Below are 21,972 nucleotides of genomic sequence, written 5' to 3'. Positions count from 1 at the left end.
TTGCTGCTTCGTTTATTTATGAACAGAGATCGTAACGTTATTTCCTGCAACTGAAACCTTTGCGAAATCCTGTGTATCTACCACAGGAGTGACGGCTTTATTGTCGATTGTGATGTTGTTAAAAGATGTCGAAAAGGTTGCTTTGATCGCATCACGCTGGCTTTCATACGAAACAGCCGCGGTAGCAAGGGTTTTCCATTTTGAAATCGTGCCGATGTTGGTTCCTTGAATTTCTGTGATAATCCGTCCGGTGTAGCCGTCATTGTTCGTTCCCCAAAGGGTCATGCGCGTATTGCCGCTTAAATTTTTATAGATTGTCATTTGGACTGTGCTTCCAGGGCGGAAGCCTTTATTGTATGTGAATTTGTCTTTTCCTTCGATGTATGTTTCTTCATTTTTGGACCCAACCTTCATGAGGGGCTTCCAGACGTTGTATTGTTTGCTGTACTGAAGCCCGATATCGGCTTCAGTTCCGCTTGTTGCCCTAAAGCCAGAATAAATATAGGGAGTAGAGACCGAGTCGTTGTTTTTGACAGTTTCAGGAAGCGTGATTTTAGCTGTAAAAACGGCGCCCGTACTGTTCAGGTAGACACGGCCGCCGATTCCGTTAGGCAACTGGGATGCTGCTTTTGCGACTTGAGCATCTGCCGCGGGTAAGCCTGGTATACCTGATGAAAGGGTTCCGAAAAGAACCGCTGTTCCTACTGCACCTGCAATCAATACTTTTTTCACCAAAATTCCCCCTTTTGATAGTGGTTTCGCCATTTATTATACCTTATTTTGGAACTGGATTGATGTATATAATCGACAAAATATTTCATTTTGAGTGAAGTAAGGGACGAAACGCTTCGCCAATCTGAAAGCTATATACCTTTATCAGAGGAAAGAATGAGATCACAATCGTTTTAACCGATTTGAAATTTTCCCTAAAATAAAAGTACAAATGCTTAAAGAAACGATCATTAAAAGAATGCCCGCTATCGTTTCCCAGCCTGTAAAAAAGAGGTGACGTTTCATCAATGTCTGTCCTTGTAAAATGATAAAAGCACAGATACCGACTAAGAAAAGAAAACAAATACTTAGGATTGCTAACGCTTTACGTGAGTATGTTTTCATTTCATCTTTAAAATACAGCAATACGAAAACAAAGCAGATAACATTGGCTATTGTTCTTATCACCTCAAAGCTTTTCATGACAACTGATATAAATAGACAAAGTAAAATGAGATAAAATACGATGTTTCTATACAAAAAACCTCTCCTTTTATGTATGATCCTCAAAGAGTTTATAAAAGTTTCTTTGTAACTGCAATAAACTGAATGCGCTCATTTATGAACTAACTAAACTATGTACTAAATATTCATTATTCTTTTTTGGGTTCAGTCACCAAGGTTTTCATAGAAAGGGAAGCTTCAGAAATATACATATAGTGCACAAACAAAAAAGACCCGGCAATAGCCGGGGAAAGTAAAAACGAGGAGATGTTAATGGCGTTTAGTAGTGTTTTTTATGCTTTTTATACTCTACAACATAATCATAGTCTTTTTTATCATGATCATAATATTTTTTATCATAGTCATCATATTTTTTGTCGTAATCACAGTCATCATATTTTTTATCATGGTGGTCATAGTATTTTTTATCATATTCGTAATACTTCTTATAATACGTTTTTTTGACCGTATAATACTCTTCTTTGTATTTTTTGTAATAACCCATATTTACTCCTCCTTTATTTTTACTACGCTTTATTATACGGTGAGTAGATTTTGCGGCTTGGACAGTTAAAATCATAGAAGGAAAAAAGGGCTGTCCAAATGATAAAAAAAAGGCAGATGACACAGAAACAAATCAAAATAAAGAGCCGATTTTTCATCGGCCCAAACGATTTATCCTACATTTGTTTGTCTTCTTTGTTTTCTGAGTCATTTTTTCTGATATCCTGAGTCAGTCCGCTTGTTGCTTGTTTAAATTCTGATAAGGCTTTTCCTGCTGCACGGCCAAGCGCCGGCAGTTTATCAGGCCCAAATACTAAAAAACCCACAAACAAAATAACGAGTATTTTTGTGAAGCTTAATTCCATATCCTTTTCCCCCTGATTGAAGTACAACCTTTTAAACAAATTATAAGAGATAGCAGTACAAATGGGAATGCATTTATTTTGAACATTTTAAAACCAGCACAAAGACGGATTCATAAAACGGCTGCTGCTGAATATAATGTCCAATGCCACCTGCCTAAGAAGCAGGGAGGCAGGCTGGATCAATTATGTAGCTTTGCCGGAAATGATACAAACGTATCTGCGGCTATCATTGAAATAGAGGAGTGGTGTAGCTGATGAGATTCACTAAGGTAGTTGGATTTTTGTCTGTTTTAGGGTTGGCTGCGGTTTTTCCATTAACGGCACAAGCAGAAAAAGCCGGAACTGCGGGGGCTGGAGAGTGGGATAAGTTGGGGACTTACACATATACTTACTCAAGTCCGACGGTATACTCGACCGGAGGAGATTTTAGAGTGTGCCTTTCAGGAAGCACTCCTTTTTCTGTTTCACTGCACTTATATGAGGATGATCCCGGTGACAATCCTGATGATTATGTAGGGGCAAACTATTTTTCACCCGGAGAATGCCACACCTTTGGCAGTATTGGAAAATTTGTAGATGGGAGCAATAACAAGGCCGAGTTCTTTGTTACCGATTACTCTGGTAAATCTAAAACTGTTACGTTTTATGATTGATGGACTCAAATTGTGAAGTATAACCCTTGGAAAAAAACAAAAAAGAGAGATACCTCTCTCTTTTTTATTCTTCGACAGCCTTACGAAGCCGTTCATTTACAATGCCAGTCCAGCCGCCATCCATCTTACCGCGAACGACGGAGCTTTTCTCGTTTGCTTTGCCGATCACTTCATTCGGCTCTTTCCAGCCGCTGTGAATAAGGGTAAACCCTGTCTTTTCCCCCAAGTCTTCTAATTGAAAGGTAACGACCCATCCTTCTGTATCCCATTCAAAAGAAAGTTCAGTTGGAGCTTGAACAGCCAAAACTTTACAAGGGGACGGCCCAAACGGCGATTGTAAGTGAAATTCTTGTCCTTCTTTGAGCTGAAAGTCATTGGGCATAAACCACTTGGCAATGCCTTCTGAAGTAGAGACTGTCTCCCAGACTTTCTGAATGGGAGCCTCCAGAGTAATGCTTTTTGTAATATCCGGTAATGCATTTTCGTTGTTTTGAGCCATTTCGTTTACCTCTTGACATATGATGTTTTTTCAATTCAATCATATAATAACTAATAAGATCATGTCCATAGCGTGCATTATTTATGCTAGAGCTGCTGTTGAACAGCGTGTCAGTCGCCAGTCTGATCTGTGAATGGGAGAATTCTGCATGCGCGAAAAAGAGAGAGAGGTGTATGTTGTGATTTCGTTCATTCTTGTTTGCAGCCGCAACTGTTATGTTTGAACTGGGATTCCTGTTCAGCCAATTTATTTTGCGATTTTTGTTTTAATAGTAAATGAGCCATTTTCTAAAACAGGAGGTTTTTTATGCTTGGAAAAATCAAAGCAGCCATTGATAACAGTCCAGGGAAGCCGGCCAGAATTTTAGTTAGTGAAAAAGCGTTTCAGCAATTAGAGGAAGAAATGCGCTTTGTTTACGTTTCCAAACCGAAAACGATAATGGGGATTCCTGTGGAAGTTTCAGATCAGGCAGAAAGCTTCAAGCTGGAATTTTAGTTTTTCCAGACTGCTAAAAGGCTCATTTTGTGTTAATTATGCAAAATGGTCAGGTTGATTTCTTTAAAAGCATGATGAAATGTTCATCATGCTTTTTTATTGAGAAAAAAGACGAACATAAAAAATAGGTATACGGGAAAAATAATCCTATTAGAGAGAGGGGAACTGACAGATGGATAACATGATATCAACACTTACTGACTGGAATGTGTGGTTTCAAGCGTTAGTAGTATTTCTCGTTCCATATGTAATCTATAAAGTGTTTACTTGGATTCATGTATAAGAAGGTGCAATGATGAGGTGGCGGAACAATCAGTACAAAACACAGAAGCAGCATAAATCAGAATATTCGACAGCTGAAAAGCAGGATCAGGATGTGTTAACCGGTAACATCGGATACGACTTAGAACATGTAAAAAGAAAAATAGGACATAACGGGGACGTTCATTTCCGTGAGCTTGAAATCACTCAATTACATGTAAAAGCGGCATTGATCTTTGTTGAAGGACTGTCTGATCAGGAATTGATTAATAAAGGTCTATCAGTGTTAGTCATGAATCAACCTAATCAGGTAAGCGATGAAATTTCTCAATCCGGCAAAGGTATTTTAACTTCGAAACAGATAAAAAATCAAATCATATCAATCGGTGATGTCATAGAATCAGAGAAAATCAGTGATATCGTGTTGAATGTTTTCATGGGTTCGACAGCGCTTCTCATCGATGGAATACCGCAGGCCTTTCTTCTGGGAACTGTAAAAAAACAAAATCGAAGTATCGAGGAGCCGCTTTCAGAAGCGCTTGTCAGAGGGCCGCGCACAGGCTTTACAGAAGAGTTGAGTACGAATACAGCTCTTTTGAGACAGCAAGGAAAAAATGATCAATTAACATTGCAGAGATTTGAAGTAGGAACACGATTAAAAAAGGATTTAATTATCGCTTATATGAATGACATTGCAGACCCAAAAGTAGTCGAGGAAGTAAGAAAAAGAGTGAGAGGGATTGAGATCGATCATTTGCCGGAGTCAGGCTACGTTGAACAGTTAATTGAGGATAATTATTTGAGCCCGTTCCCGCAAGTACAGAGTACAGAACGTCCTGATCGCGTCATAAGCGGATTAATGGAAGGAAGAGTAGCTATTCTGCTAGACGGCACTCCGTTTGCTTTGATTGTTCCAGTCACTTTCAGCATGATGCTTCAATCGCCTGAAGATTATTATGAACGGTGGTTCCCGAGCTCGCTCATCAGATTGCTGAGGTTCATCGCAGCAATGATAACGTTATTCGCACCCGCTTTATATATATCATTTATTTCTTTTCATCCTGGGTTAATTCCGACCAAGCTGGCGATTTCAATTTCCGGGACGCGCCAAGGTGTTCCGTTCCCATCTCTGATTGAAGCCTTATTTATGGAAGTCGCGATTGAAATTTTAAGAGAGGCGGGGCTTCGTTTGCCAAAACCAATTGGACCCGCAATAGGCATAGTTGGCGGATTAATCATCGGGGAAGCAGCTGTGCAGGCGGGGATTGTCAGTCCAATCATGGTCATTGTTGTTGCGCTCACAGCAATTTCTTCATTTGCCATCCCGCATTATAGCACAGGTATAGCACTTCGGATGCTTCGGTTTGGCGCGATGTTTTGTGCGGCGGTGTTTGGATTGTTTGGAGTCATTATGTATTATCTGCTGCTAAGCAGCCATGTCGTAAAGCTAAAGAGCTTTGGTGTGCCATACGCAAGTCCGGCAGTGCCCTATCACTTAAAAGATTGGAAAGACTTTGTTATCAGAATGCCTCTTTTAGTCATGAAGCGCCGGCCTAAATTGATGAATACAGATAATACAAAACGGGTGAAGTGATGAACTCGACAGGATGGTGATAAAGTCTCATGTTCAGCCCAACCAGTAAAATCACAACCGCTCAGGCAACGGTTATCATCATTAATTATATGCTTGCTGCCGGAGTTCTTACGCTCCCTCGGACAGTAACAGAACAAACACAATCTCCTGATGGATGGATTTCAGTTTTATTAGGCGGGGTCCTAGCGGTAATAGCCGGGATGATGATAGTTAAATTAAGCCAGCAGTATCCTAAGGAGACCTTTTATGAATACTCCCGACATATTGTAGGAAAATGGCTCGGGCATCTGATCAGTATTGTTTTTATTACTTATTTTCTGGCACTCGGTGCATTTGAAGTCAGAGTCATGTCCGAAATCGTGGATTTTTTTCTCCTCGAAGGGACACCGTCTTGGGCCATCATTATGACAGTTCTTTGGATTGGGCTTTATTCAATTACACAAGGCCTAGATCCGATTGCACGGCTTTTTGAAATGATTTTTCCGATTACGGTCATCATCTTTTTAACGATAGCCCTCATGAGTTTAGGTATATTTGAGATCAACAATTTGCGCCCTGTATTAGGTGATGGAATCATGCCGGTTCTTAGAGGTGTAAAGACAACGAACCTTTCATTTACATGTTCAGAAATTATGTTCATTTTAGTAGCATTTATGAAAAAGCCGAAAAATGCGGTGAAAGCAGTTGTGATCGGGACAGGCGTTGTGACCAGTTTTTATATGATTACGATGATTATGGTCATCGGTGCACTATCAGTTGAGGGAGTTGTGACGAGAACATGGCCGGGGCTTGACCTGATGAGAAGTTTTGAAATACCTGGTTTAATATTTGAACGGTTTGAATCATTTCTGCTTGTGATTTGGATTATGCAGCTTTTTGCCACGTTTATTATCACTTTTTATGCAGCTTCCCTGGGAGTCTCACAAGTTTTTAAAAAGAAACCCCTTTCATGTATGTTTGGGCTGCTTCCTGTTATATATATCCTCTCTTGCATGCCGAAAAATGAAAATGACGTCTTTATATTAGGCGATACGGTCAGTCATATCGCTTTGTATATATTTGGCGCTTTGCCGATTTTGCTGTTAGTCATTTCGAAATGGAGGAAAAGAGGTGAAAAGTAAACTAAAACGTCAATTGCCTGCTATGGTCATAGTATGTCTGCTGATGATTTGCGTAACAGGATGCTGGAGCAGTCGGGAAATAGAAGATCTGGGTCTCACATTCGCTATCGCAATTGATAAAGGAAAAGAAACGAACACTGAAAAAGAGTTAAAAGAAGAGGGCGGGAGCTATCCGAAAAAAGACAACATTACGCTGACCTATCAATTTGTTAATGAAAAAGCGGCAGGCGCGGGCACAAGCGGGGGAGGCGGTAGCGGACAAGGAGCGCAAAAAGCGTACATTAATATAAGTGAAACAGGGGATTCATTACAGCAGATCGGAAGTGAGGTTGCATTAAGACGGGACCGAGAAGTGTTTAGCCCGCATTTAAAAGTTGTTGTCATGAGTGAAGATGTGCTGCACACATTTCCAATCGACGAAATGCTGGATCAATTTTTTCGTGATAATGAAATCAGGCTGAGCTGTCTTGTTTTATCTGCTAAAGGGGAAGCAAGAGACGCTCTCCAACTGAAAGAGAACGGAGAAATTCCGGCATTTCGGCTGATTGGATTAGGTGAAAATGAACATAAAGTTTCCAGAATTCTTCCCCCTATGACACTCGCGAAACTAATTGGAAAACTGCATTCTGGCAGCAGCTTTTTACTGCAAAATGTGGTTGCGGCGAATGGAGCGGTCAAGTATTCCGGAGCAGCTGTAATCAACGGAAAATCGAAAAAAATGATAGGCACCTTAAATGAATATGAAACTGAGGGGATTACATGGATTAGAGGAGAAGGGAAAGGCGGAGTTGTCAAAAGTCATGATAAAAAGAGCCAACAGACGTTAGCGTACGATATCAATAAAATCAAAAGCAGAATTCAGCCAATCGTAAAAGGGAAAGATATTTCATTCCATGTCGATATTGAATCAGAAGGCGATTTGGTTGAAAACTGGAACACAAAAGAGGCGTTGGACACCCAGTTTATAGATCGTCTCGAAACGACTATTGAAAACGAGGTAAAGAAAATAGTTGGTCAGGTATTAAAAAAAATTCAGCATGATTATAAAGCAGATGTTGCGGGTTTTGATGAATCTTTTAGACTTACATATCCTCACTTATGGAAAAGGGTGAAAAATAACTGGGATGACACCTTCAGTAAAGCCGACATCACATACAGTGTGAACGTCACAATTACTCATTTCGGCACGGTTAAAACTCAGTAATGAATCCCAAGGAAGAGAAGGAAACATCTCTTCTCTTTTTTATGCATTTATTAGGATAAAGATACTTTTTTTGGAGAGATATACACTTTTCAAATCGACCAATATGCTAATATAGGAATTGCTTGAAATAGAAGGGAGAAGGGGCTGTGAGGCAGAAACCGATTTATGTAGAAATCGAAATGAAATCTGATCTGGATACACTCTGGGAATATACACAAAACCCATCACTGCATAAGGAATGGGATCTCCGGTTTTCAAATATTACGTATTTGAATAGTCAGCCATGCGAAAAACAGAAGTTTCTTTACGAAACAAGGGTAGGCTTTGGATTAAAGGTGTCAGGTACAGGAGAAACCGTCGGTGTTTTCAACAAATGTTCATCTGAAAGGTCTTCTTCACTGGCTTTTGGCTCTGATCATCCATTATCTCTGATTCGGCATGGAAGCGGCTACTGGAAGTATATACAGAGAGAAAATGGGAAAATGACGTTTTTAACACAGTACCAATACAAAACAGCCTACGGACTGCTGGGAAGATGGATTGATCGTTTATTATTTCGGCCGCTGCTTGGCTGGGCGACTGCCTGGAGCTTTGATGCATTAAGGCTTTGGGTAGAGCAAAATAAACATCCGAAGCGCTTCATTCGATCTGCTATCATCTATGTGTTCATGTGTCTGTTTTTCAGCCTGTTTTGGTTCTATCAAGGCTTTGCAGGTGTTAAGACAAGCATATTGGCAGGAACAGCGGAGATAGGCTTAGCTATTTTGTGGCTGCTTCCTTTAAAAAGAAAATGGATCATTCATGGTGTCCAGGCTTGTATTTTTGCTGGGTTTGCTTGTCTAGGTTCCGAAATATTCATGTGGGTTCTGTTGAGTGTGTTTTCTGCTGCAAGCGGCGCTCTTAGCCTGCAGCTCCCCAGTGCCAGGCGCACAAAACGAAAGAGAAAGAAGTGACATTGTGAGTTCGATTTATGAAAAATCAATTATTAACTATCATTTGCTGCATCCCAAGCTGCGGAAACGGTACCAATTAGACGGGTCTCAAACATTCAGCGGGACGGGAACGATGTCAGAAATAAGCGGAGGCTCTTTTCTGGTTAGAATGCTGTTAAAACTGGGTGTTTTTTTCAGATGCTTCTTTTCAGAAAGAGGCAAAGACATTCCATTTACAATACAAAATAGAACTTGTCTTTTGAAATCGCAACATACAGGAATAGAATGGAATCGTACATTTTTCTTTAAAGGCAAAAAACGTTTCTTTGACGCGATAATGATATATGACAAGAAAGAAAATAGAATACTTGATTTCTTCGGCAAACCTCATCTGCTGCTGTCTGTTTTGACGTTCGAGGCATCTCTTGACGGCTCTCTTACGATCACATCGGGAAAGCAATGGCTATTGATATGCGGAAAAAGAATCCCGCTGCCGAAATGGCTGACCGGTACATCCGAAGTTTGCGAAACGTTTGATGAAAAAAAGAATTGTTTCACCATTGAAGTGCATGTGCAAAATACAATTCTTGGCACTCTTTTCTTTTATAAGGGAACGTTTCAGGAGGAAGAGAGAGAATCATGAAACGAAATGGCATAGTCAGTGCGCTTTGTTTTATTGGATTTCTTGCAGCAGAAGCACCGGATATTTCAGTGGCAGAGGCACTCGTTTTGTTATCCATTCTATTTTTCGTGCCGGGAATTTTTCCTTTTGTTTTTCGTCAATCTCCGGTTCGTGCTGCTCAGTTTATGGAAAACGGGCTAATCCAGTGCTATCCTGTAGCCGCATTCTTTGCGGTGCTGGCTCTAGTGACGGAGGTTGGGGGTTTCGCACTTATCTGGTGGATGTACACAGTTTTTAATGCATTGTATGCGATCCTCCGCCTTTGGGAAACAAAGATACATAGAATCGAAGAGACATCAGTTTTGTTCGGTCTTATTTATTTGGCGGGAGGAGGATTTTGGTTTTTTGCTTATGCTGCCCATTTGCAGATCATGCAATTTGGCCCTCTCATCATTTTGCTGACTGCTGTCCACTTTCACTATTCTGCTTTTCTGATCCCGATCTTCAACGGTTTACTCGGCAGAACCATTAGAAAACATCGGATGTTGTACAGTTGGATAACATGGGTGATTTTGCTTTCGCCCCTTCTTATCGCACTGGGCATCACATATTCAAAAACACTTGATGTCATTGCGGTTAGCATTTATATGGCGGCGATTTATCTTCATGCATTTTTGGTGTTCACGGCAGCTTTTCGCACCAAGACGGGGACATTTCTTATTCGGCTTTCTTCCGCTGTTTTAATGATAACGATTGCTTTCTCGATGATTTATTCATTTGGTGTCTTTCGGCAAGAAGTTACATTGACCATCAATCAGATGATTTGGATTCACGGTTTTGTCAACGCGTTTGGTGTTATCTTGCCCGCTCTCATAGGGTGGAGAATAGAGGATGCGAAACCTTTTGATGCAGACAGTGTAAAGACATTCAGCCGTATCTACGGAAAAAGAAAGATTGGAGAAGAATTTTTAGCTAACATTCAAGCTGAAAATAACGCTCGGTACAGCGGACTTGTGGATGATATGGGCAGCCTGCGTTCAAAAGATTTTTCACCAGAAAAACTGGCGCCGCTCATTCTTTCGTTTTATGAACAAACCATCGAATACAATATTAAAGCAAAAGTAACATGGAGCACGTGGTTTCGGCCGCTTGCAATTATTTACGAATGGTTCAGCAGAAGAATCGGCCAAATACATCTTTCGACGAACCCTGACTGGTATAGGATGTACAGCAAGATAAAAGGTGTTCATTCGAAAAAAGACGGAAGGGAAAGAGTACGTGCCTGGATTAGAACAAATGAAAAAAACGAAACCATTTTTACCGCTCTTTATTCAGTGTATCGTTCAAATGGAGAGGGGTATATGAATATTTCTTTACCGCTTCCATTCAGCAGCATGACAGGTGTTTTAAAACCATATCATCATCAGGAGAAGCTGGTTTTAACAAGCAGCCGGAGAAAAAGCAGAGCGGGGGATGAGGGGATTTATCTGCAAACAAGAGCGGGAACTTGTCCGCTTCCTTTATCTGAAACCTTTCTGATAGAAGCTGCACATGACAACAAATTAACCGCTGTTCATCATATGTGGCTGTTTGGATTAAAATTTCTAACTGTTCATTACAGCATTACACATATTAACCAGCCTATTGAAAGAACCTAACACAAAGAAGAAGCTTCGTCTGCCAGTTGCTGCATTTCAAAATTCTGCACCGCATCAAGACAGGAAAGGAAGGGTTTATGGTGTTTTATATCAGTTTATTTCTGATTCTTTGGCTGGCTGCGGGGTTTGCAGTGGGAATGAAACAAGTGTATGTCGATCAGCTGTTTGATAAAGCTGTGATCGAAAGACTGGAAAAAGAAGCGAATGATCATGGACACGCTGACCGGATGATCAAACAGCGCGTCCTTTATATTGCAGCAGTGACAGTAAGCGGGTTTATTTCTGTTTATTATGAAATGAAAACAATCCCGCAAAGGCGAAACATAAGAAAAATTGAAAAAAACATCATGAAATTAAATCAAGCAAAAAAACGAAGAATGAAGAGAAAATAAAAAATGCACAGGCCAAAGGGCAGGTGCATTTTTGTTTTGTATGGAAATGGGAGAGGTGGTGCCAGCTTACTTTTCATAAATTCAAAAATGAGAAGAACAGCGCCCGGGCTAATGGTATATAATATTGTGAATTTAACAAAAATTTAACAAGGAGGACGAGAGAATTCGTGCTAAAGCCTCAAAGAGACCTACATCCTGTTGATTTGGACTTAGAGGCGGAGTAGATGAAACCGGCCAAAGTATCCCTGCTCCGCCGTTTGCTCCATTCCTTGAAGCATGTTGATTGTAACATAGCCAAACGTTTTCCATCAACTATTAAAATTGTAAAATTATTGTTGATTTTTATGGTGTTTACTCCGATTTCTTCAATTTATGCTGAAGATGTATATCAGAATTTTGAGGAATTAAAAAGCAATGAAGATCCTTCTGATTACGGCGTTGTTACGAAAGAAACCGGAAGCCCTGTTCTTGTTTTAGCCATTCACGGAGGAGGTATTGAAGGCGGGACAAGTGAAGTAGCGAGAGAGCTCAGCAAAGAGTACTCGATGTATTTATTTGAAGGCTTAAAATCGGCAGGAAACTCAGTCCTGCACATTACGAGCACGCACTTTGATGAACCTCGGGCCCTTAAAATGACGAGAAATCATGAATATGTCATTTCATTACATGGGTACGCAGAAGAAGATCAGCAGATCGAAGTCGGCGGTACAGATCGCGTAAGAGCGGCAGATTTAGTTGAGAAATTGCAGCATGCCGGTTTTCCTGCTGTATTGCTCAATATGGACCATCCGCATGCGGGCGTTAGTCCGAATAACATTGCAAATAAATCAAAAACAGGTTTAAGTATCCAGATAGAAATGAGCACAGGCTTTAGAAAGTCTTTGTTCGGCATCTTTTCTTTAAAAAGCAGAGCTGTTACTCAAAATGAGAGGTTTTATGAGTTTACAGAAGTGATGTTCCGTTTTCTCAAAAATAGCTACTGAAAAATAGGAGGCGATAAGACAGCCTCCTATTCCTTATGTTTCTCTTTCGTTTCGGGAAACAGCTCGTCCGCGGCTTCCGTTTGATACTGCAACGCGTTATCTCTCGTTGACAGTTCATTTCGGAAATTTTCATCAAGCACATTTTTCAGTAAATACCGATGAAAAAAGTATTCAAAAACAGTAAGACAGGCAGCGGAAAGGAGAGCCGCTCCAAATGGTGAGAAATCGTTTCTTGTTTGGGTTAAAACAAATACCCAAAGAATAACGAATGAAAGGCCAAAGTCAGCCAATGAAGCTGTAATATTGTTTGTTCTGGGTAAGACGAGCATGTCACCAGAAAGATAGGAAACAAAACCTAAGAAAAGTGCAATAAACATCACACTTAAAAAGGATGCGTGATAGACTCTGTCCAAAATCACATATAAAAGGGCGAGAGTGAAAGCAATCTTTGAAGCAAGCGCAATGATATGTTTCATTTGACCACCTAAATTGTTATTTTTTGAAGAAAATTCTTGGGCGTAAACAAATGATAAATAATGCAATTCAAAACCATTCATAATGGTCATGTTACTATTTTAAACAGTCCGTTTTTGTTTACACTGGTATTTTTTTTCAGCTGTATGAAACTTTCTTATGAAAAAAGTCGTATATGTGGATGATCAGCTATCAAGGGGGGGGAATGATTTGTGGAGATAAAAGGAATCAATCACTTGCTATTTTCAGTTTCGCATTTGGATACATCGATTGATTTTTATCAAAAAGTGTTTGATGCAAAGCTTTTGGTAAAGGGAAGAACAACTGCATATTTTGACATGAACGGCATCTGGCTAGCGCTTAATGAAGAACCAGACATCCCGAGAAATGACATTAAGCTTTCTTATACCCATATTGCTTTTACAATTGAAGATCATGAATTTGAGGAGGTATCAGCTAAATTAAAAAGACTTCATGTCAATATTCTGCCTGGCAGAGAACGAGATGAACGCGATCGAAAATCAATTTATTTTACCGACCCTGACGGCCACAAATTTGAATTTCATACCGGAACCCTTCAAGACAGGCTTCGATATTACAAACAAGAAAAAACGCATATGCACTTTTTATGATGAAACTTTTGATATCACAACCATATTTCATATAAGGTTAAATTTAAAGAAGGGTGTTGGTGGAGACTTTATGTTTGGGGAAGGTTTCTACCCGACTTGTTCAACGATGCCATATCTTTTGAACTGCACAAGTGATTGGGTGAAGGTGAAATTGAAATACATATTACATTTTATATGAAGAAAGCGAGCTGTTTTATCAGAATGTTGAACTAATTAAACTATGTACTAAATTTTCAGTATATTTCAATTGCTTCGCCCCTTAAGAAATATGAAACCGTATCCTTCCACGACCTAAAAAATGAAACGTTTTTAAGAAGATGGCGTCTAATATTTTAAATGTTCATATTTTGATAAAAGTTTCCTGAAGGAAAGAAAATTTCTTGACTTCAACAATCTTTTGGTGGATAATTATGGTGTAAACATGATGTTCTTTTTCCTCCTATTCAGGCTCGCACCCAAAAGTCAGGGCGAGCCTGCTTTTTTTGAACAACAAACCCCCTCTCCGTAAAGGAAGAGGGGGTTATTTTATGCATCTGATAGATCAATAGATTAATGGACGGTTCTGAACACGCCAATCACTTTCCCTAGAATGCTGACATTCTGCAAAATGATAGGTTCCATCGTTGGGTTCTCAGGCTGCAAGCGAATGTGGGTATCCTCTTTATAGAATCGTTTTACAGTTGCTTCATCATCTTCTGTCATCGCAACTACAATTTCCCCATTGTTCGCTGTGTTTTGCTGTTTAACGATGACATAGTCCTTATCGAGAATACCAGCATCTATCATACTGTCTCCCATAATCTCCAGCATAAATACATGCTCGTCTGGAGGAACCATGCGGTCTGGGAGCGGAAAATATTCTTCAATATTTTCTACTGCTGTAATAGGAGATCCCGCCGTGACTTTCCCGATGACCGGTACATTAACGACCTGGCTTTGCGGAATGTCTACTTCTTCATCAAGAATTTCTATTGCTCTTGGTTTTGTCGGATCCCGTCTGATCAGCCCTTTTGTTTCCAAGCGGGCCAAATGGCCGTGGACAGTAGAGCTGGACGCAAGCCCGACAGCCTCTCCGATCTCTCTCACGGAAGGCGGATATCCTTTTGATTTAACCTCTGCTTTAATAAAACGGAGGATATCAAGTTGCCTTTTTGATAGCTTCGTCATTTTTCGCACCTCAAAACGTCGATTTTAAGAAGATTATAGCATGATTTTCCTTACAGTACAAACATAGGTTCGAAAAAACAATTGACAGAAACGTTTGTTCGTATATACTGAAATTATAAAAATGCGAACAAACATTCCTGTTGGAGGTTATGATCATGAGTAAAGAATCTATTATTTTTGTCGGTCTGTTCACAGTGATTTTGAGCGCGGTTATCCTTATGCTGTCATATACAAGCAGCGGCCAAGAGCTTAATCAGTATGTTAAAATAGAAGTCCAGCAAGGCGACACACTCTGGTCAATTGCTGATCAGGTAGCAGATACAAAAAAGATAAACAAAAATGATTTTATTGAATGGGTAGCTGATAAAAATCAACTTCAAACCTCTGATATCCAGCCGGGTGATGAGTTAGTGATCCCATTGAAAAAGAAGCATCAGGATGCATATGAATTAGCAACTGTAAAATAGAGAGGAAAGAGAGATAAAATGAAAGCACTCATTTATGCCCGTGTAAGCACAAATAAAGAACAGCAGGAAACGTCATTAAAGCGGCAGGAGGAGGAGCTTACGGCCATTGCAGCGGAGAACGGCATGGAAGTGGTCAAAGTGATTTCAGAAAAAGCCAGCGGATATGAAATGGATCGGGATGGTATATTTGAGCTGCTTGATGAGATTAAGAACGCTGGAATTGATGTCATTTTGGTTCAGGATGAGACAAGGCTCGGACGGGGAAACGCAAAAATCGCACTGCTTCATTGTATTTATAGAGAAGGTGTGAAAGTCTATACAACGGCTCATAGAGGTGAACTGGAGTTATCGGAGGCTGACTCAATGGTCTTGGAAATCGTCAGCATTGTGGAAGAGTATCAGCGAAAGATTCACAACATGAAAATCAGACGGGGAATGAAACGTGCAGTAAAAAACGGTTTTAAACCGCAAAAAAACTTAAAAAACCAACATGAGAACAGTGGAAAAGAAAAAATAGAGGTGCCAATCTCTGAGATCGTCCGCCTGAGAGCGAATAAACTGACGTTTGCTGAAATCGCGGCTACTCTAAGAGGGTTTGGCTATGATGTCTCTAAAGCAACCGTTCACCGGCGTTTTCAGGAATACATAGAGAATGAAGAGACAGCAGAGTGAATCAGTTGTAAAACTTTTTTTGATCTAGTACTATATAGACAAAATGCAATAAAGGAGTTTAACATGATTTCAAACGCGAAAATTGCCAGAATTAATGAACTTGCTGCCAAAGCTAAAGCTGGCGTTATTACAGAAGAAGAAAAAGCCGAACAGCAAAAGCTCCGTCAAGAGTATTTGAAAGGTTTTCGTTCTTCTATGAAGAACACGTTAAAAAGCGTGAAAATCATTGACCCAGAAGGCAATGATGTAACACCAGAAAAGCTAAAAAGAGAACAAAGAAATAACAAACTTCACTAATATAAGAGGAATACGGCAATATCGTATTCCTCTTTTGCATATACTATAATCAAAACTCTTATGTGACAAAATTCAACAAGTTTCTCTCAAATTTAAGCTGAAACAGTTGAGAAAAAGTCGTCAGACATTTATGATGTAAGGGTACAACACATAAGGAAGGGGATTTTTATGGATACAATTGAAAAGAAATCAGTTGCTACCATTCGCACACTGTCAATAGACGCTATTGAAAAAGCAAATTCTGGTCACCCAGGGATGCCGATGGGAGCCGCTCCAATGGCATACACGCTGTGGACAAAATTTATGAACGTAAGTCCGGCAAACCCTGGCTGGTTTAACCGTGACCGTTTTGTTTTATCTGCTGGACACGGGTCAGCACTATTATACAGCATGCTTCATTTAAGCGGGTTTGATCTTAGTATTGAAGATCTTAAGGGATTCCGCCAGTGGGGCAGCAAAACACCAGGACATCCGGAATTCGGACATACTGCCGGTGTTGATGCTACAACAGGTCCGCTTGGCCAAGGAATTGCCATGGCAGTCGGTATGGCAATTGCTGAACGCCATTTAGCGGAAACATACAACCGCGATTCATTTAACGTAGTCGATCATTATACATACAGTATTTGCGGTGATGGTGATTTAATGGAAGGTATTTCTTCTGAAGCCGCTTCACTCGCAGGCCATCTTCAGCTTGGCCGTCTGATCGTACTATACGATTCTAATGACATCTCTCTTGATGGAGACCTCGACCGTTCATTCTCTGAAAACGTGAAACAGCGTTTTGAAGCAATGAATTGGGAAGTTCTTTATGTTGAGGATGGAAACAATATTGAAGAATTAACAGCGGCTATCGAAAAAGCACGCCAAAATGAAAAGAAACCTACATTAATTGAAGTGAAAACGACAATCGGATTCGGTTCACCTAACCGTGCCGGTACATCCGGTGTTCACGGTGCGCCGCTTGGTAAAGAGGAAAGCAAATTAACAAAAGAAGCTTACGCGTGGACATATGAAGAAGACTTCTACGTTCCGTCAGAAGTTTATGAGCATTTCGCTGCAGCTGTTAAAGAATCAGGTGAGAAAAAAGAACAAGAATGGAATGCTCAATTCGCTAAATATAAAGAAGTTTATCCTGAACTTGCTGAACAGCTTGAACTGGCAATCAAAGGAGAGCTTCCGAAGGACTGGGATCAAGAGGTTCCTGTGTATGAAAAAGGAAGCAGCCTGGCATCCCGTGCATCTTCCGGTGAAGTTCTCAACGGACTTGCGAAAAAAATTCCTTTCTTTGTCGGAGGTTCTGCTGACCTAGCGGGATCGAACAAAACGACTATTAAAAATGCCGGTGATTTTACAGCGGTTGATTACTCAGGCAAAAACTTCTGGTTTGGTGTACGTGAATTTGCGATGGGTGCAGCCTTAAACGGTATGGCGCTTCATGGCGGTCTTCGTGTATTCGGCGGAACTTTCTTTGTCTTCTCTGATTACCTGCGTCCTGCGATTCGCCTTGCAGCGTTAATGGGCCTTCCTGTGACATATGTCTTCACACATGACAGTATTGCGGTTGGTGAAGACGGTCCGACGCACGAGCCTGTTGAACAGCTTGCTTCACTCCGTGCGATGCCTAACCTTTCTTTGATCCGTCCAGCAGACGGCAATGAGACAGCAGCAGCATGGAAGCTTGCAGTGCAAAGCACTGACCACCCAACAGCGCTAGTGCTTACACGTCAAAACCTTCCTACCATCGATCAAACAGCTGAAGAAGCATTGGCAGGAGTAGAAAAAGGTGCATATGTCGTTTCTAAATCTAAAAACGAAACACCTGACGCTCTTCTCATTGCCTCCGGATCCGAGGTAGGTCTTGCAATTGAAGCGCAGGCTGAATTGGCAAAAGAAAATATCGATGTTTCTGTTGTCAGCATGCCTTCAATGGACCGTTTTGAGAAACAATCTGATGAATACAAAAACGAAGTCCTTCCTGCAGATGTGAAAAAACGTCTTGCAATTGAAATGGGCTCATCATTTGGATGGGGCAAATACACAGGGCTTGAAGGTGACGTTCTCGGCATAGACCGATTCGGTGCATCTGCTCCAGGTGAAACCATCATTAACGAATACGGCTTCTCAGTTCCGAACGTAGTGAATCGAGTTAAGGCATTAATCAATAAGTAAGCTTTTGAAAGAGGATGAGTCAAATCATCCTCTTTTTCTTGTTTATCCGACAAAAATAGTATTGGCTGTTTAACAGTAATAGACAATTCTTTCTTTTCTTCTTTTGTATAATAGAGAGCAAATGAAATGCTGCTGGAAAAGGGGATGAAAAGATGGAACGTCACTACTATACGTACCTGATCAAAGAGGAATTTGCCAATCACTATTTCGGCCGGGAATCGGTTATGTTTGAGCTGTTTCAAGACTATCATTGGACAAGCCTTGAAAAGCAGCAGTATGAAATGACAGAGAAACAGATTCAATATATTACACAACCAATCCCGATTTTACATATGCATCAGCGGTTAAAAATGAATTTAAACAAGACGGATTACAGGCAGCTGGATTATATTTATAGAATAGCTTTGCCGAAAGCAAAAGGCCACGCGACGTTTATGATGAAGGAGCACATGATAGAAATTGTGGCTTCGGGAGATTACGAGGCAGAAACGATATTCTTTGAAGTGTTAAGAAAAGTAAGCCCTTGCTTTTTAGCAATGGATTTCAATTCGAAGCGTTACGGATGGCTAAATCCGGTGAAAGAAAGAAATTTTGTCTAAAACCGAAGAAAAAGAGATGTAAATGTTGTATAATAGCTTTTGGTTTAGTACACTTTAAACTAGACAACATGAAGGAGGAAATAAAATGACTTTATGGGTTGGCATCCTAGTGGGCGTTGTTGCATTGCTCATAGGTGTTGCACTCGGGTTTTTTATTGCTCGTAAATATATGATGAGCTACCTGAAAAAGAATCCGCCTATTAATGAACAAATGTTACGCATGATGATGATGCAAATGGGAATGAAACCTTCTCAAAAGAAAATCAATCAAATGATGAAAGCCATGAATAATCAAACGAAATAATACGTAAAGATTATGATATAGAGAAACATGGTTATAAAATAAAAAACCCTTATACGGGTTTTTTATTTTGCAATCATTCATCACCCGCTACTGCTCGAAGGCGCTGCTTTTGATATTGTATGAGAAGATGGTCAAGCTCCTGACTGAGCTCTATCGTAATATGAGATGTCATTCCGTTCGCCATGACAATTTGCAGCAGCTCTGCTCTTTTTTTTTCAATTTCTTTTAATAGATGCTCTCTAATCACAGGGATGTATCCTTTCATACATTAGATCTTCAAAGTGAATGTTTATATTATATCCATATTTATACTAATTTTCAAATGAGAAGGAGTATAATGTCTCAATGTCAAATTAAATTATATAAGTTTTTTCTGAAAATAGAAATCCTTCAAGTGAAAGTGTTAAAAAAATGAAATGATTTTGTCATAACTTGAAGGAATGTCAAATCATGAAGGGATGATGACATGGGAGACGTGAATTATTTTTTGACATTCGGAGCGGGGTTTTTATCCTTTATTTCGCCTTGCTGCCTGCCGCTTTACCCAGCTTTTTTGTCATATATTACAGGGGTCAGCATGGACGATGTAAAAACTGAAAAGCTGCTGCTGCAGAAAAGAAGCTTGTTTCATACTTTGTGTTTTTTGCTTGGCTTTTCAGTCATTTTTATTGCTTTAGGCTATGGAACATCTTTTATTGGCAGCCTGTTTAGGGATTATCACGATGCGATTCGGCAAATTGGCGCGTTGTTTATTATTTTGTTCGGTTTCATTACACTCGGTGTGTTCCGGCCTGAGGCTATGATGAAAGAGCGGAGAATCCATTTTAAGCATAAACCAAGCGGGTTTTTAGGGTCGGTCTTAATCGGAATGGCATTTGCAGCTGGATGGACACCATGTACCGGTCCGATATTAGCTGCTGTTATCACACTTGCAGGCACCAATCCGGGCTCAGCGGTGCCATACATGATGTTATATGTACTCGGTTTTGCGGTACCGTTTCTTTTATTGTCTTTTTTTATCACAAAGCTGAAGTGGATAAGGAAGAACCAGCTTTTCATTATGAAAGCTGGTGGCGTTTTGATGATTGTGATTGGTGTGCTGTTATTCTTTAATTGGATGAGCCTGATCATTATTTTGCTGTCAGATCTTTTTGGAGGCTTTACTGGTTTTTGACGGTAAATTACTTTCGTACTACTACTAATCCTTTTGTTTTTGGTACAATAAGACTATTATCTGTGGAAATCGATTGTTGGAGGGGAATATGACAAGAGTTTTAGTTGTAGACGACGCCAAGTTCATGAGAGTGAAAATCAGAGAGATCTTGGAAGAGGCAAATTACATAATCGCAGGCGAAGCGGCGGACGGTGAACAAGCAGCGGACCTGTATAAAAAACTGCGCCCGGACCTTGTGACAATGGATATTACAATGCCGGTGAAAAACGGCATAAAAGCGCTTCGTGATATCTTAACCTTTGATCCTAAAGCGAAGGTCATCATGTGCACCGCCATGCGCCAGCAAAGAATTGTAACGGAAGCAATTGAGCTGGGGGCAAAGGATTTTATTGTTAAGCCGTTTGAGGAAACAAAAGTGCTGGAAGCTGTAAGCCGCGTTATGGGACATTAAAGTCATTTCTTTTCAAAATGGTTTTTTTTATTGTTTTGGAGTATAGTATATAGTATCAACACTCCGAGAAACAAAGGAATGATAAGTATGATGATTATAGTTTCATCGATTATTGCTGTGTTAATGGCTGTAGCTGTGATGGTGGTCAGAATAAAGTCCTCTGACAAGCCTGTTTCACCAAAAAAAATCATTCTTCCGCCGATTTTTATGAGTACGGGAGCGTTAATGTTTTTATTTCCGGTATTTTGGGTAACTGGTGCAGAGTTTTTGGAAGCATTCACTTTAGGTGTGATTTTCTCTATTTTTCTAATCAAAACTTCTAAGTTCGAAATTAAAAATAATGAAATTTACATGAAACGCTCTAAAGCATTTGTTTTTATATTAGTCGGTCTTTTGGTGATCAGAATCGTGATGAAATCGATCTTGAGCACATCAATTGATTATGGTGCACTGAGCGGAATGTTTTGGATTCTGGCTTTCGGTATGATTGTGCCTTGGAGAATCGCCATGTATTTATCATATCGAAAACTTCATAACGAGCTGCAGTCATCTAATATTCAAATGAATTAAAAAACCTTTCCTCTTGTCAGGAAAGGTTTTTTATTTGAGAAGGGTCTGATAAGGTTCCAAATCGATTTTTTTGTCCCGCAGATGCCTTTTTAAGAAGGTATGGTCTCTTTTAGGAGTTGCGAGAATATAGCCTTTGATCATAAGTTGCTGATCAATCTTTGCTACCTTTTCTTTTATTGCAAGCTCACCGATTTTGCCTGCGATTTTGGCTTTTGCTGCATCTCTGAACAGTTCTGGCACCGGCGCAGTCAATTCATCTAGAAACTGTTTGTTTTCATCGTTCCATAAATGTCTGCTGTTTTCAATATAGTAATCCTGCCAATCAAGCTCTGATCTGCCGTCCTCTTTTGGTAAACGCTTTAAAAACTTTCGAAACATGAAAAAACCGCCGATTGATAATAAGACTACCATCATGATCACCCAAAACAGAATAAACCATAAAAACCATCCTTCCAGCATCAATCATTCCCCCTTATTCTAACCATATTGTATACG

Annotated in this window: 29 protein-coding genes and 2 pseudogenes; 22 read left to right on the top strand and 9 right to left on the bottom strand. The window is 40.1% G+C overall.

Annotation, left to right across the window (positions count from 1 at the left end; all coding sequences use genetic code 11):
- Nucleotides 1-12: 12 nt before the first annotated feature.
- From MKY10_RS12185 to tatAC, 4 genes are all read right to left on the bottom strand, one after another.
- On the bottom strand, nt 13-735 hold the full coding sequence (locus MKY10_RS12185) for a YrpD family protein (RefSeq protein ID WP_129010203.1): 723 nt from the start codon (nt 733-735) through the stop codon (nt 13-15).
- 159 nt (nt 736-894) lie between these two features.
- Entirely contained in the window at nt 895-1,251 is a 357-nt protein-coding gene (locus MKY10_RS12180; protein ID WP_048654894.1) for a YoqO family protein, read from the bottom strand.
- A 244-nt stretch (nt 1,252-1,495) separates the two neighbouring features.
- Nucleotides 1,496-1,720, bottom strand: a complete 225-nt coding sequence (locus MKY10_RS12175; protein ID WP_015713994.1) for a hypothetical protein — start codon at nt 1,718-1,720, stop codon at nt 1,496-1,498.
- Nucleotides 1,721-1,895: 175 nt separating this feature from the next.
- The gene (gene tatAC, locus MKY10_RS12170) at nt 1,896-2,084 is read right to left on the bottom strand and encodes a twin-arginine translocase TatAC (RefSeq protein ID WP_003231634.1); all 189 of its coding nucleotides are present in this window, start codon (nt 2,082-2,084) and stop codon (nt 1,896-1,898) included.
- Between the two features lie 78 nt (nt 2,085-2,162).
- Here tatAC and MKY10_RS12165 point away from each other — a divergent pair.
- Both MKY10_RS12165 and MKY10_RS12160 read left to right on the top strand, forming a co-directional pair.
- A pseudogene (locus MKY10_RS12165) lies at nt 2,163-2,322 on the top strand (hypothetical protein).
- Between the two features lie 16 nt (nt 2,323-2,338).
- Entirely contained in the window at nt 2,339-2,737 is a 399-nt protein-coding gene (locus MKY10_RS12160) for a hypothetical protein (protein WP_009967329.1), read from the top strand.
- A gap of 64 nt (nt 2,738-2,801) precedes the next feature.
- Here MKY10_RS12160 and MKY10_RS12155 read toward each other — a convergent pair whose 3' ends face one another.
- The gene (locus MKY10_RS12155) at nt 2,802-3,236 is read right to left on the bottom strand and encodes an SRPBCC domain-containing protein (protein WP_003231627.1); all 435 of its coding nucleotides are present in this window, start codon (nt 3,234-3,236) and stop codon (nt 2,802-2,804) included.
- 306 nt (nt 3,237-3,542) lie between these two features.
- Between MKY10_RS12155 and MKY10_RS12150 the strand changes: the two genes are divergently transcribed.
- The 9 genes from MKY10_RS12150 to pghL all read left to right on the top strand — a co-directional run bounded on the left by MKY10_RS12150 (nt 3,543) and on the right by pghL (nt 12,498).
- A complete protein-coding gene (locus MKY10_RS12150) occupies nt 3,543-3,731 on the top strand; it encodes a hypothetical protein (protein WP_003231626.1) in 189 nt (62 codons plus the stop codon).
- A 292-nt stretch (nt 3,732-4,023) separates the two neighbouring features.
- The gene (locus MKY10_RS12145; protein ID WP_015252011.1) at nt 4,024-5,586 is read left to right on the top strand and encodes a spore germination protein; all 1,563 of its coding nucleotides are present in this window, start codon (nt 4,024-4,026) and stop codon (nt 5,584-5,586) included.
- A 29-nt stretch (nt 5,587-5,615) separates the two neighbouring features.
- Nucleotides 5,616-6,707 carry a spore germination protein gene (locus MKY10_RS12140; protein ID WP_015252010.1) on the top strand — a complete coding sequence of 364 codons (1,092 nt, stop codon included), beginning with the start codon at nt 5,616-5,618 and terminating at the stop codon, nt 6,705-6,707.
- Nucleotides 6,697-7,911 (top strand): Ger(x)C family spore germination protein, encoded by a 1,215-nt coding sequence (locus tag MKY10_RS12135; RefSeq protein ID WP_003245832.1) that lies wholly within the window; start codon nt 6,697-6,699, stop codon nt 7,909-7,911. Before MKY10_RS12140 ends, MKY10_RS12135 begins: the two co-directional genes overlap by 11 nt.
- Nucleotides 7,912-8,057: 146 nt before the next feature.
- Nucleotides 8,058-8,864, top strand: a complete 807-nt coding sequence (locus tag MKY10_RS12130) for a hypothetical protein (RefSeq protein ID WP_015252009.1) — start codon at nt 8,058-8,060, stop codon at nt 8,862-8,864.
- A 4-nt stretch (nt 8,865-8,868) separates the two neighbouring features.
- On the top strand, nt 8,869-9,486 hold the full coding sequence (locus MKY10_RS12125; protein WP_015252008.1) for a DUF4166 domain-containing protein: 618 nt from the start codon (nt 8,869-8,871) through the stop codon (nt 9,484-9,486).
- Entirely contained in the window at nt 9,483-11,123 is a 1,641-nt protein-coding gene (locus MKY10_RS12120) for a YndJ family protein (RefSeq protein ID WP_015252007.1), read from the top strand. Before MKY10_RS12125 ends, MKY10_RS12120 begins: the two co-directional genes overlap by 4 nt.
- A gap of 77 nt (nt 11,124-11,200) precedes the next feature.
- Complete coding sequence (locus MKY10_RS12115; protein WP_003245621.1) at nt 11,201-11,515, top strand: hypothetical protein; 315 nt, start codon at nt 11,201-11,203, stop codon at nt 11,513-11,515.
- A gap of 224 nt (nt 11,516-11,739) precedes the next feature.
- A complete protein-coding gene (gene pghL, locus MKY10_RS12110) occupies nt 11,740-12,498 on the top strand; it encodes a gamma-polyglutamate hydrolase PghL (RefSeq protein WP_339225875.1) in 759 nt (252 codons plus the stop codon).
- A gap of 26 nt (nt 12,499-12,524) precedes the next feature.
- Here pghL and MKY10_RS12105 read toward each other — a convergent pair whose 3' ends face one another.
- The gene (locus MKY10_RS12105; protein WP_044052523.1) at nt 12,525-12,974 is read right to left on the bottom strand and encodes a YndM family protein; all 450 of its coding nucleotides are present in this window, start codon (nt 12,972-12,974) and stop codon (nt 12,525-12,527) included.
- Nucleotides 12,975-13,184: 210 nt separating this feature from the next.
- Here MKY10_RS12105 and fosM point away from each other — a divergent pair, with 210 nt between their 5' ends.
- Nucleotides 13,185-13,604, top strand: coding sequence for a FosM family fosfomycin resistance protein (fosM, locus tag MKY10_RS12100; RefSeq protein WP_014479937.1), 420 nt, complete (start codon nt 13,185-13,187; stop codon nt 13,602-13,604).
- Nucleotides 13,528-13,867, top strand: a pseudogene (locus tag MKY10_RS12095) (hypothetical protein). Before fosM ends, MKY10_RS12095 begins: the two are co-directional and overlap by 77 nt.
- Before the next feature lie 286 nt (nt 13,868-14,153).
- Here the strand turns inward: MKY10_RS12095 and lexA are convergent.
- Complete coding sequence (lexA, locus tag MKY10_RS12090; protein ID WP_003238209.1) at nt 14,154-14,771, bottom strand: transcriptional repressor LexA; 618 nt, start codon at nt 14,769-14,771, stop codon at nt 14,154-14,156.
- A gap of 149 nt (nt 14,772-14,920) precedes the next feature.
- Between lexA and yneA the strand changes: the two genes are divergently transcribed.
- The 6 genes from yneA to MKY10_RS12060 all read left to right on the top strand — a co-directional run bounded on the left by yneA (nt 14,921) and on the right by MKY10_RS12060 (nt 19,282).
- Nucleotides 14,921-15,238: a cell division suppressor protein YneA gene (gene yneA / locus MKY10_RS12085; protein WP_015252003.1), complete on the top strand. Its 318-nt coding sequence runs from the start codon at nt 14,921-14,923 to the stop codon at nt 15,236-15,238.
- Between the two features lie 18 nt (nt 15,239-15,256).
- Entirely contained in the window at nt 15,257-15,910 is a 654-nt protein-coding gene (locus MKY10_RS12080) for a recombinase family protein (RefSeq protein ID WP_048654895.1), read from the top strand.
- A 63-nt stretch (nt 15,911-15,973) separates the two neighbouring features.
- Entirely contained in the window at nt 15,974-16,207 is a 234-nt protein-coding gene (locus tag MKY10_RS12075) for a DUF896 domain-containing protein (protein WP_003231595.1), read from the top strand.
- 168 nt (nt 16,208-16,375) lie between these two features.
- The gene (gene tkt / locus MKY10_RS12070) at nt 16,376-18,379 is read left to right on the top strand and encodes a transketolase (RefSeq protein ID WP_014476936.1); all 2,004 of its coding nucleotides are present in this window, start codon (nt 16,376-16,378) and stop codon (nt 18,377-18,379) included.
- Nucleotides 18,380-18,531: 152 nt separating this feature from the next.
- Nucleotides 18,532-18,978 (top strand): sporulation inhibitor of replication protein SirA, encoded by a 447-nt coding sequence (sirA, locus tag MKY10_RS12065; RefSeq protein WP_003231591.1) that lies wholly within the window; start codon nt 18,532-18,534, stop codon nt 18,976-18,978.
- 85 nt (nt 18,979-19,063) lie between these two features.
- Nucleotides 19,064-19,282: a YneF family protein gene (locus MKY10_RS12060; protein ID WP_003221221.1), complete on the top strand. Its 219-nt coding sequence runs from the start codon at nt 19,064-19,066 to the stop codon at nt 19,280-19,282.
- A gap of 73 nt (nt 19,283-19,355) precedes the next feature.
- On the opposite strand, the gene ynzD is transcribed toward MKY10_RS12060, so the two are convergent.
- On the bottom strand, nt 19,356-19,529 hold the full coding sequence (ynzD, locus tag MKY10_RS12055; protein WP_010886518.1) for an aspartyl-phosphate phosphatase YnzD: 174 nt from the start codon (nt 19,527-19,529) through the stop codon (nt 19,356-19,358).
- 219 nt (nt 19,530-19,748) lie between these two features.
- On the opposite strand from ynzD, the gene ccdA reads away from it, so the two are divergent.
- The 3 genes from ccdA (at nt 19,749) to MKY10_RS12040 (ending at nt 21,477) form a co-directional block, all read left to right on the top strand.
- Nucleotides 19,749-20,456: a cytochrome c-type biogenesis protein CcdA gene (ccdA, locus tag MKY10_RS12050; RefSeq protein ID WP_015252000.1), complete on the top strand. Its 708-nt coding sequence runs from the start codon at nt 19,749-19,751 to the stop codon at nt 20,454-20,456.
- A gap of 88 nt (nt 20,457-20,544) precedes the next feature.
- Entirely contained in the window at nt 20,545-20,907 is a 363-nt protein-coding gene (locus tag MKY10_RS12045) for a response regulator (protein ID WP_003245707.1), read from the top strand.
- A gap of 78 nt (nt 20,908-20,985) precedes the next feature.
- Nucleotides 20,986-21,477 (top strand): CcdC family protein, encoded by a 492-nt coding sequence (locus tag MKY10_RS12040; protein ID WP_010886519.1) that lies wholly within the window; start codon nt 20,986-20,988, stop codon nt 21,475-21,477.
- A gap of 30 nt (nt 21,478-21,507) precedes the next feature.
- Here MKY10_RS12040 and yneK read toward each other — a convergent pair whose 3' ends face one another.
- Nucleotides 21,508-21,936, bottom strand: coding sequence for a DynA interaction protein YneK (yneK, locus tag MKY10_RS12035; protein WP_015251998.1), 429 nt, complete (start codon nt 21,934-21,936; stop codon nt 21,508-21,510).
- Between the last annotated feature and the right edge of the window lie 36 nt (nt 21,937-21,972).

The organism is Bacillus sp. FSL P4-0290, assembly GCF_037975435.1.
GTDB lineage: Bacteria > Bacillota > Bacilli > Bacillales > Bacillaceae > Bacillus > Bacillus subtilis.
Note: the sequence above shows the minus strand (reverse complement) of the source record. Positions and strands in the feature narration are given on the sequence as shown.

Excerpts from the sequence above, each read along its gene's own strand:
- MKY10_RS12175 (WP_015713994.1), bottom strand. The coding sequence starts at position 1,720 with ATGGGTTATTACAAAAAATACAAAGAAGAGTATTATACGGTCAAAAAA.
- tatAC (WP_003231634.1), bottom strand. The coding sequence starts at position 2,084 with ATGGAATTAAGCTTCACAAAAATACTCGTTATTTTGTTTGTGGGTTTT.
- MKY10_RS12160 (WP_009967329.1), top strand. The coding sequence starts at position 2,339 with ATGAGATTCACTAAGGTAGTTGGATTTTTGTCTGTTTTAGGGTTGGCT.
- MKY10_RS12155 (WP_003231627.1), bottom strand. The coding sequence starts at position 3,236 with ATGGCTCAAAACAACGAAAATGCATTACCGGATATTACAAAAAGCATT.
- MKY10_RS12150 (WP_003231626.1), top strand. The coding sequence starts at position 3,543 with ATGCTTGGAAAAATCAAAGCAGCCATTGATAACAGTCCAGGGAAGCCG.
- MKY10_RS12145 (WP_015252011.1), top strand. The coding sequence starts at position 4,024 with ATGATGAGGTGGCGGAACAATCAGTACAAAACACAGAAGCAGCATAAA.
- MKY10_RS12140 (WP_015252010.1), top strand. The coding sequence starts at position 5,616 with ATGTTCAGCCCAACCAGTAAAATCACAACCGCTCAGGCAACGGTTATC.
- MKY10_RS12120 (WP_015252007.1), top strand. The coding sequence starts at position 9,483 with ATGAAACGAAATGGCATAGTCAGTGCGCTTTGTTTTATTGGATTTCTT.
- MKY10_RS12115 (WP_003245621.1), top strand. The coding sequence starts at position 11,201 with ATGGTGTTTTATATCAGTTTATTTCTGATTCTTTGGCTGGCTGCGGGG.
- pghL (WP_339225875.1), top strand. The coding sequence starts at position 11,740 with ATGAAACCGGCCAAAGTATCCCTGCTCCGCCGTTTGCTCCATTCCTTG.
- MKY10_RS12105 (WP_044052523.1), bottom strand. The coding sequence starts at position 12,974 with ATGAAACATATCATTGCGCTTGCTTCAAAGATTGCTTTCACTCTCGCC.
- lexA (WP_003238209.1), bottom strand. The coding sequence starts at position 14,771 with ATGACGAAGCTATCAAAAAGGCAACTTGATATCCTCCGTTTTATTAAA.
- yneA (WP_015252003.1), top strand. The coding sequence starts at position 14,921 with ATGATCATGAGTAAAGAATCTATTATTTTTGTCGGTCTGTTCACAGTG.
- MKY10_RS12080 (WP_048654895.1), top strand. The coding sequence starts at position 15,257 with ATGAAAGCACTCATTTATGCCCGTGTAAGCACAAATAAAGAACAGCAG.
- MKY10_RS12075 (WP_003231595.1), top strand. The coding sequence starts at position 15,974 with ATGATTTCAAACGCGAAAATTGCCAGAATTAATGAACTTGCTGCCAAA.
- tkt (WP_014476936.1), top strand. The coding sequence starts at position 16,376 with ATGGATACAATTGAAAAGAAATCAGTTGCTACCATTCGCACACTGTCA.
- sirA (WP_003231591.1), top strand. The coding sequence starts at position 18,532 with ATGGAACGTCACTACTATACGTACCTGATCAAAGAGGAATTTGCCAAT.
- MKY10_RS12060 (WP_003221221.1), top strand. The coding sequence starts at position 19,064 with ATGACTTTATGGGTTGGCATCCTAGTGGGCGTTGTTGCATTGCTCATA.
- ccdA (WP_015252000.1), top strand. The coding sequence starts at position 19,749 with ATGGGAGACGTGAATTATTTTTTGACATTCGGAGCGGGGTTTTTATCC.
- MKY10_RS12045 (WP_003245707.1), top strand. The coding sequence starts at position 20,545 with ATGACAAGAGTTTTAGTTGTAGACGACGCCAAGTTCATGAGAGTGAAA.
- MKY10_RS12040 (WP_010886519.1), top strand. The coding sequence starts at position 20,986 with ATGATAAGTATGATGATTATAGTTTCATCGATTATTGCTGTGTTAATG.
- yneK (WP_015251998.1), bottom strand. The coding sequence starts at position 21,936 with ATGCTGGAAGGATGGTTTTTATGGTTTATTCTGTTTTGGGTGATCATG.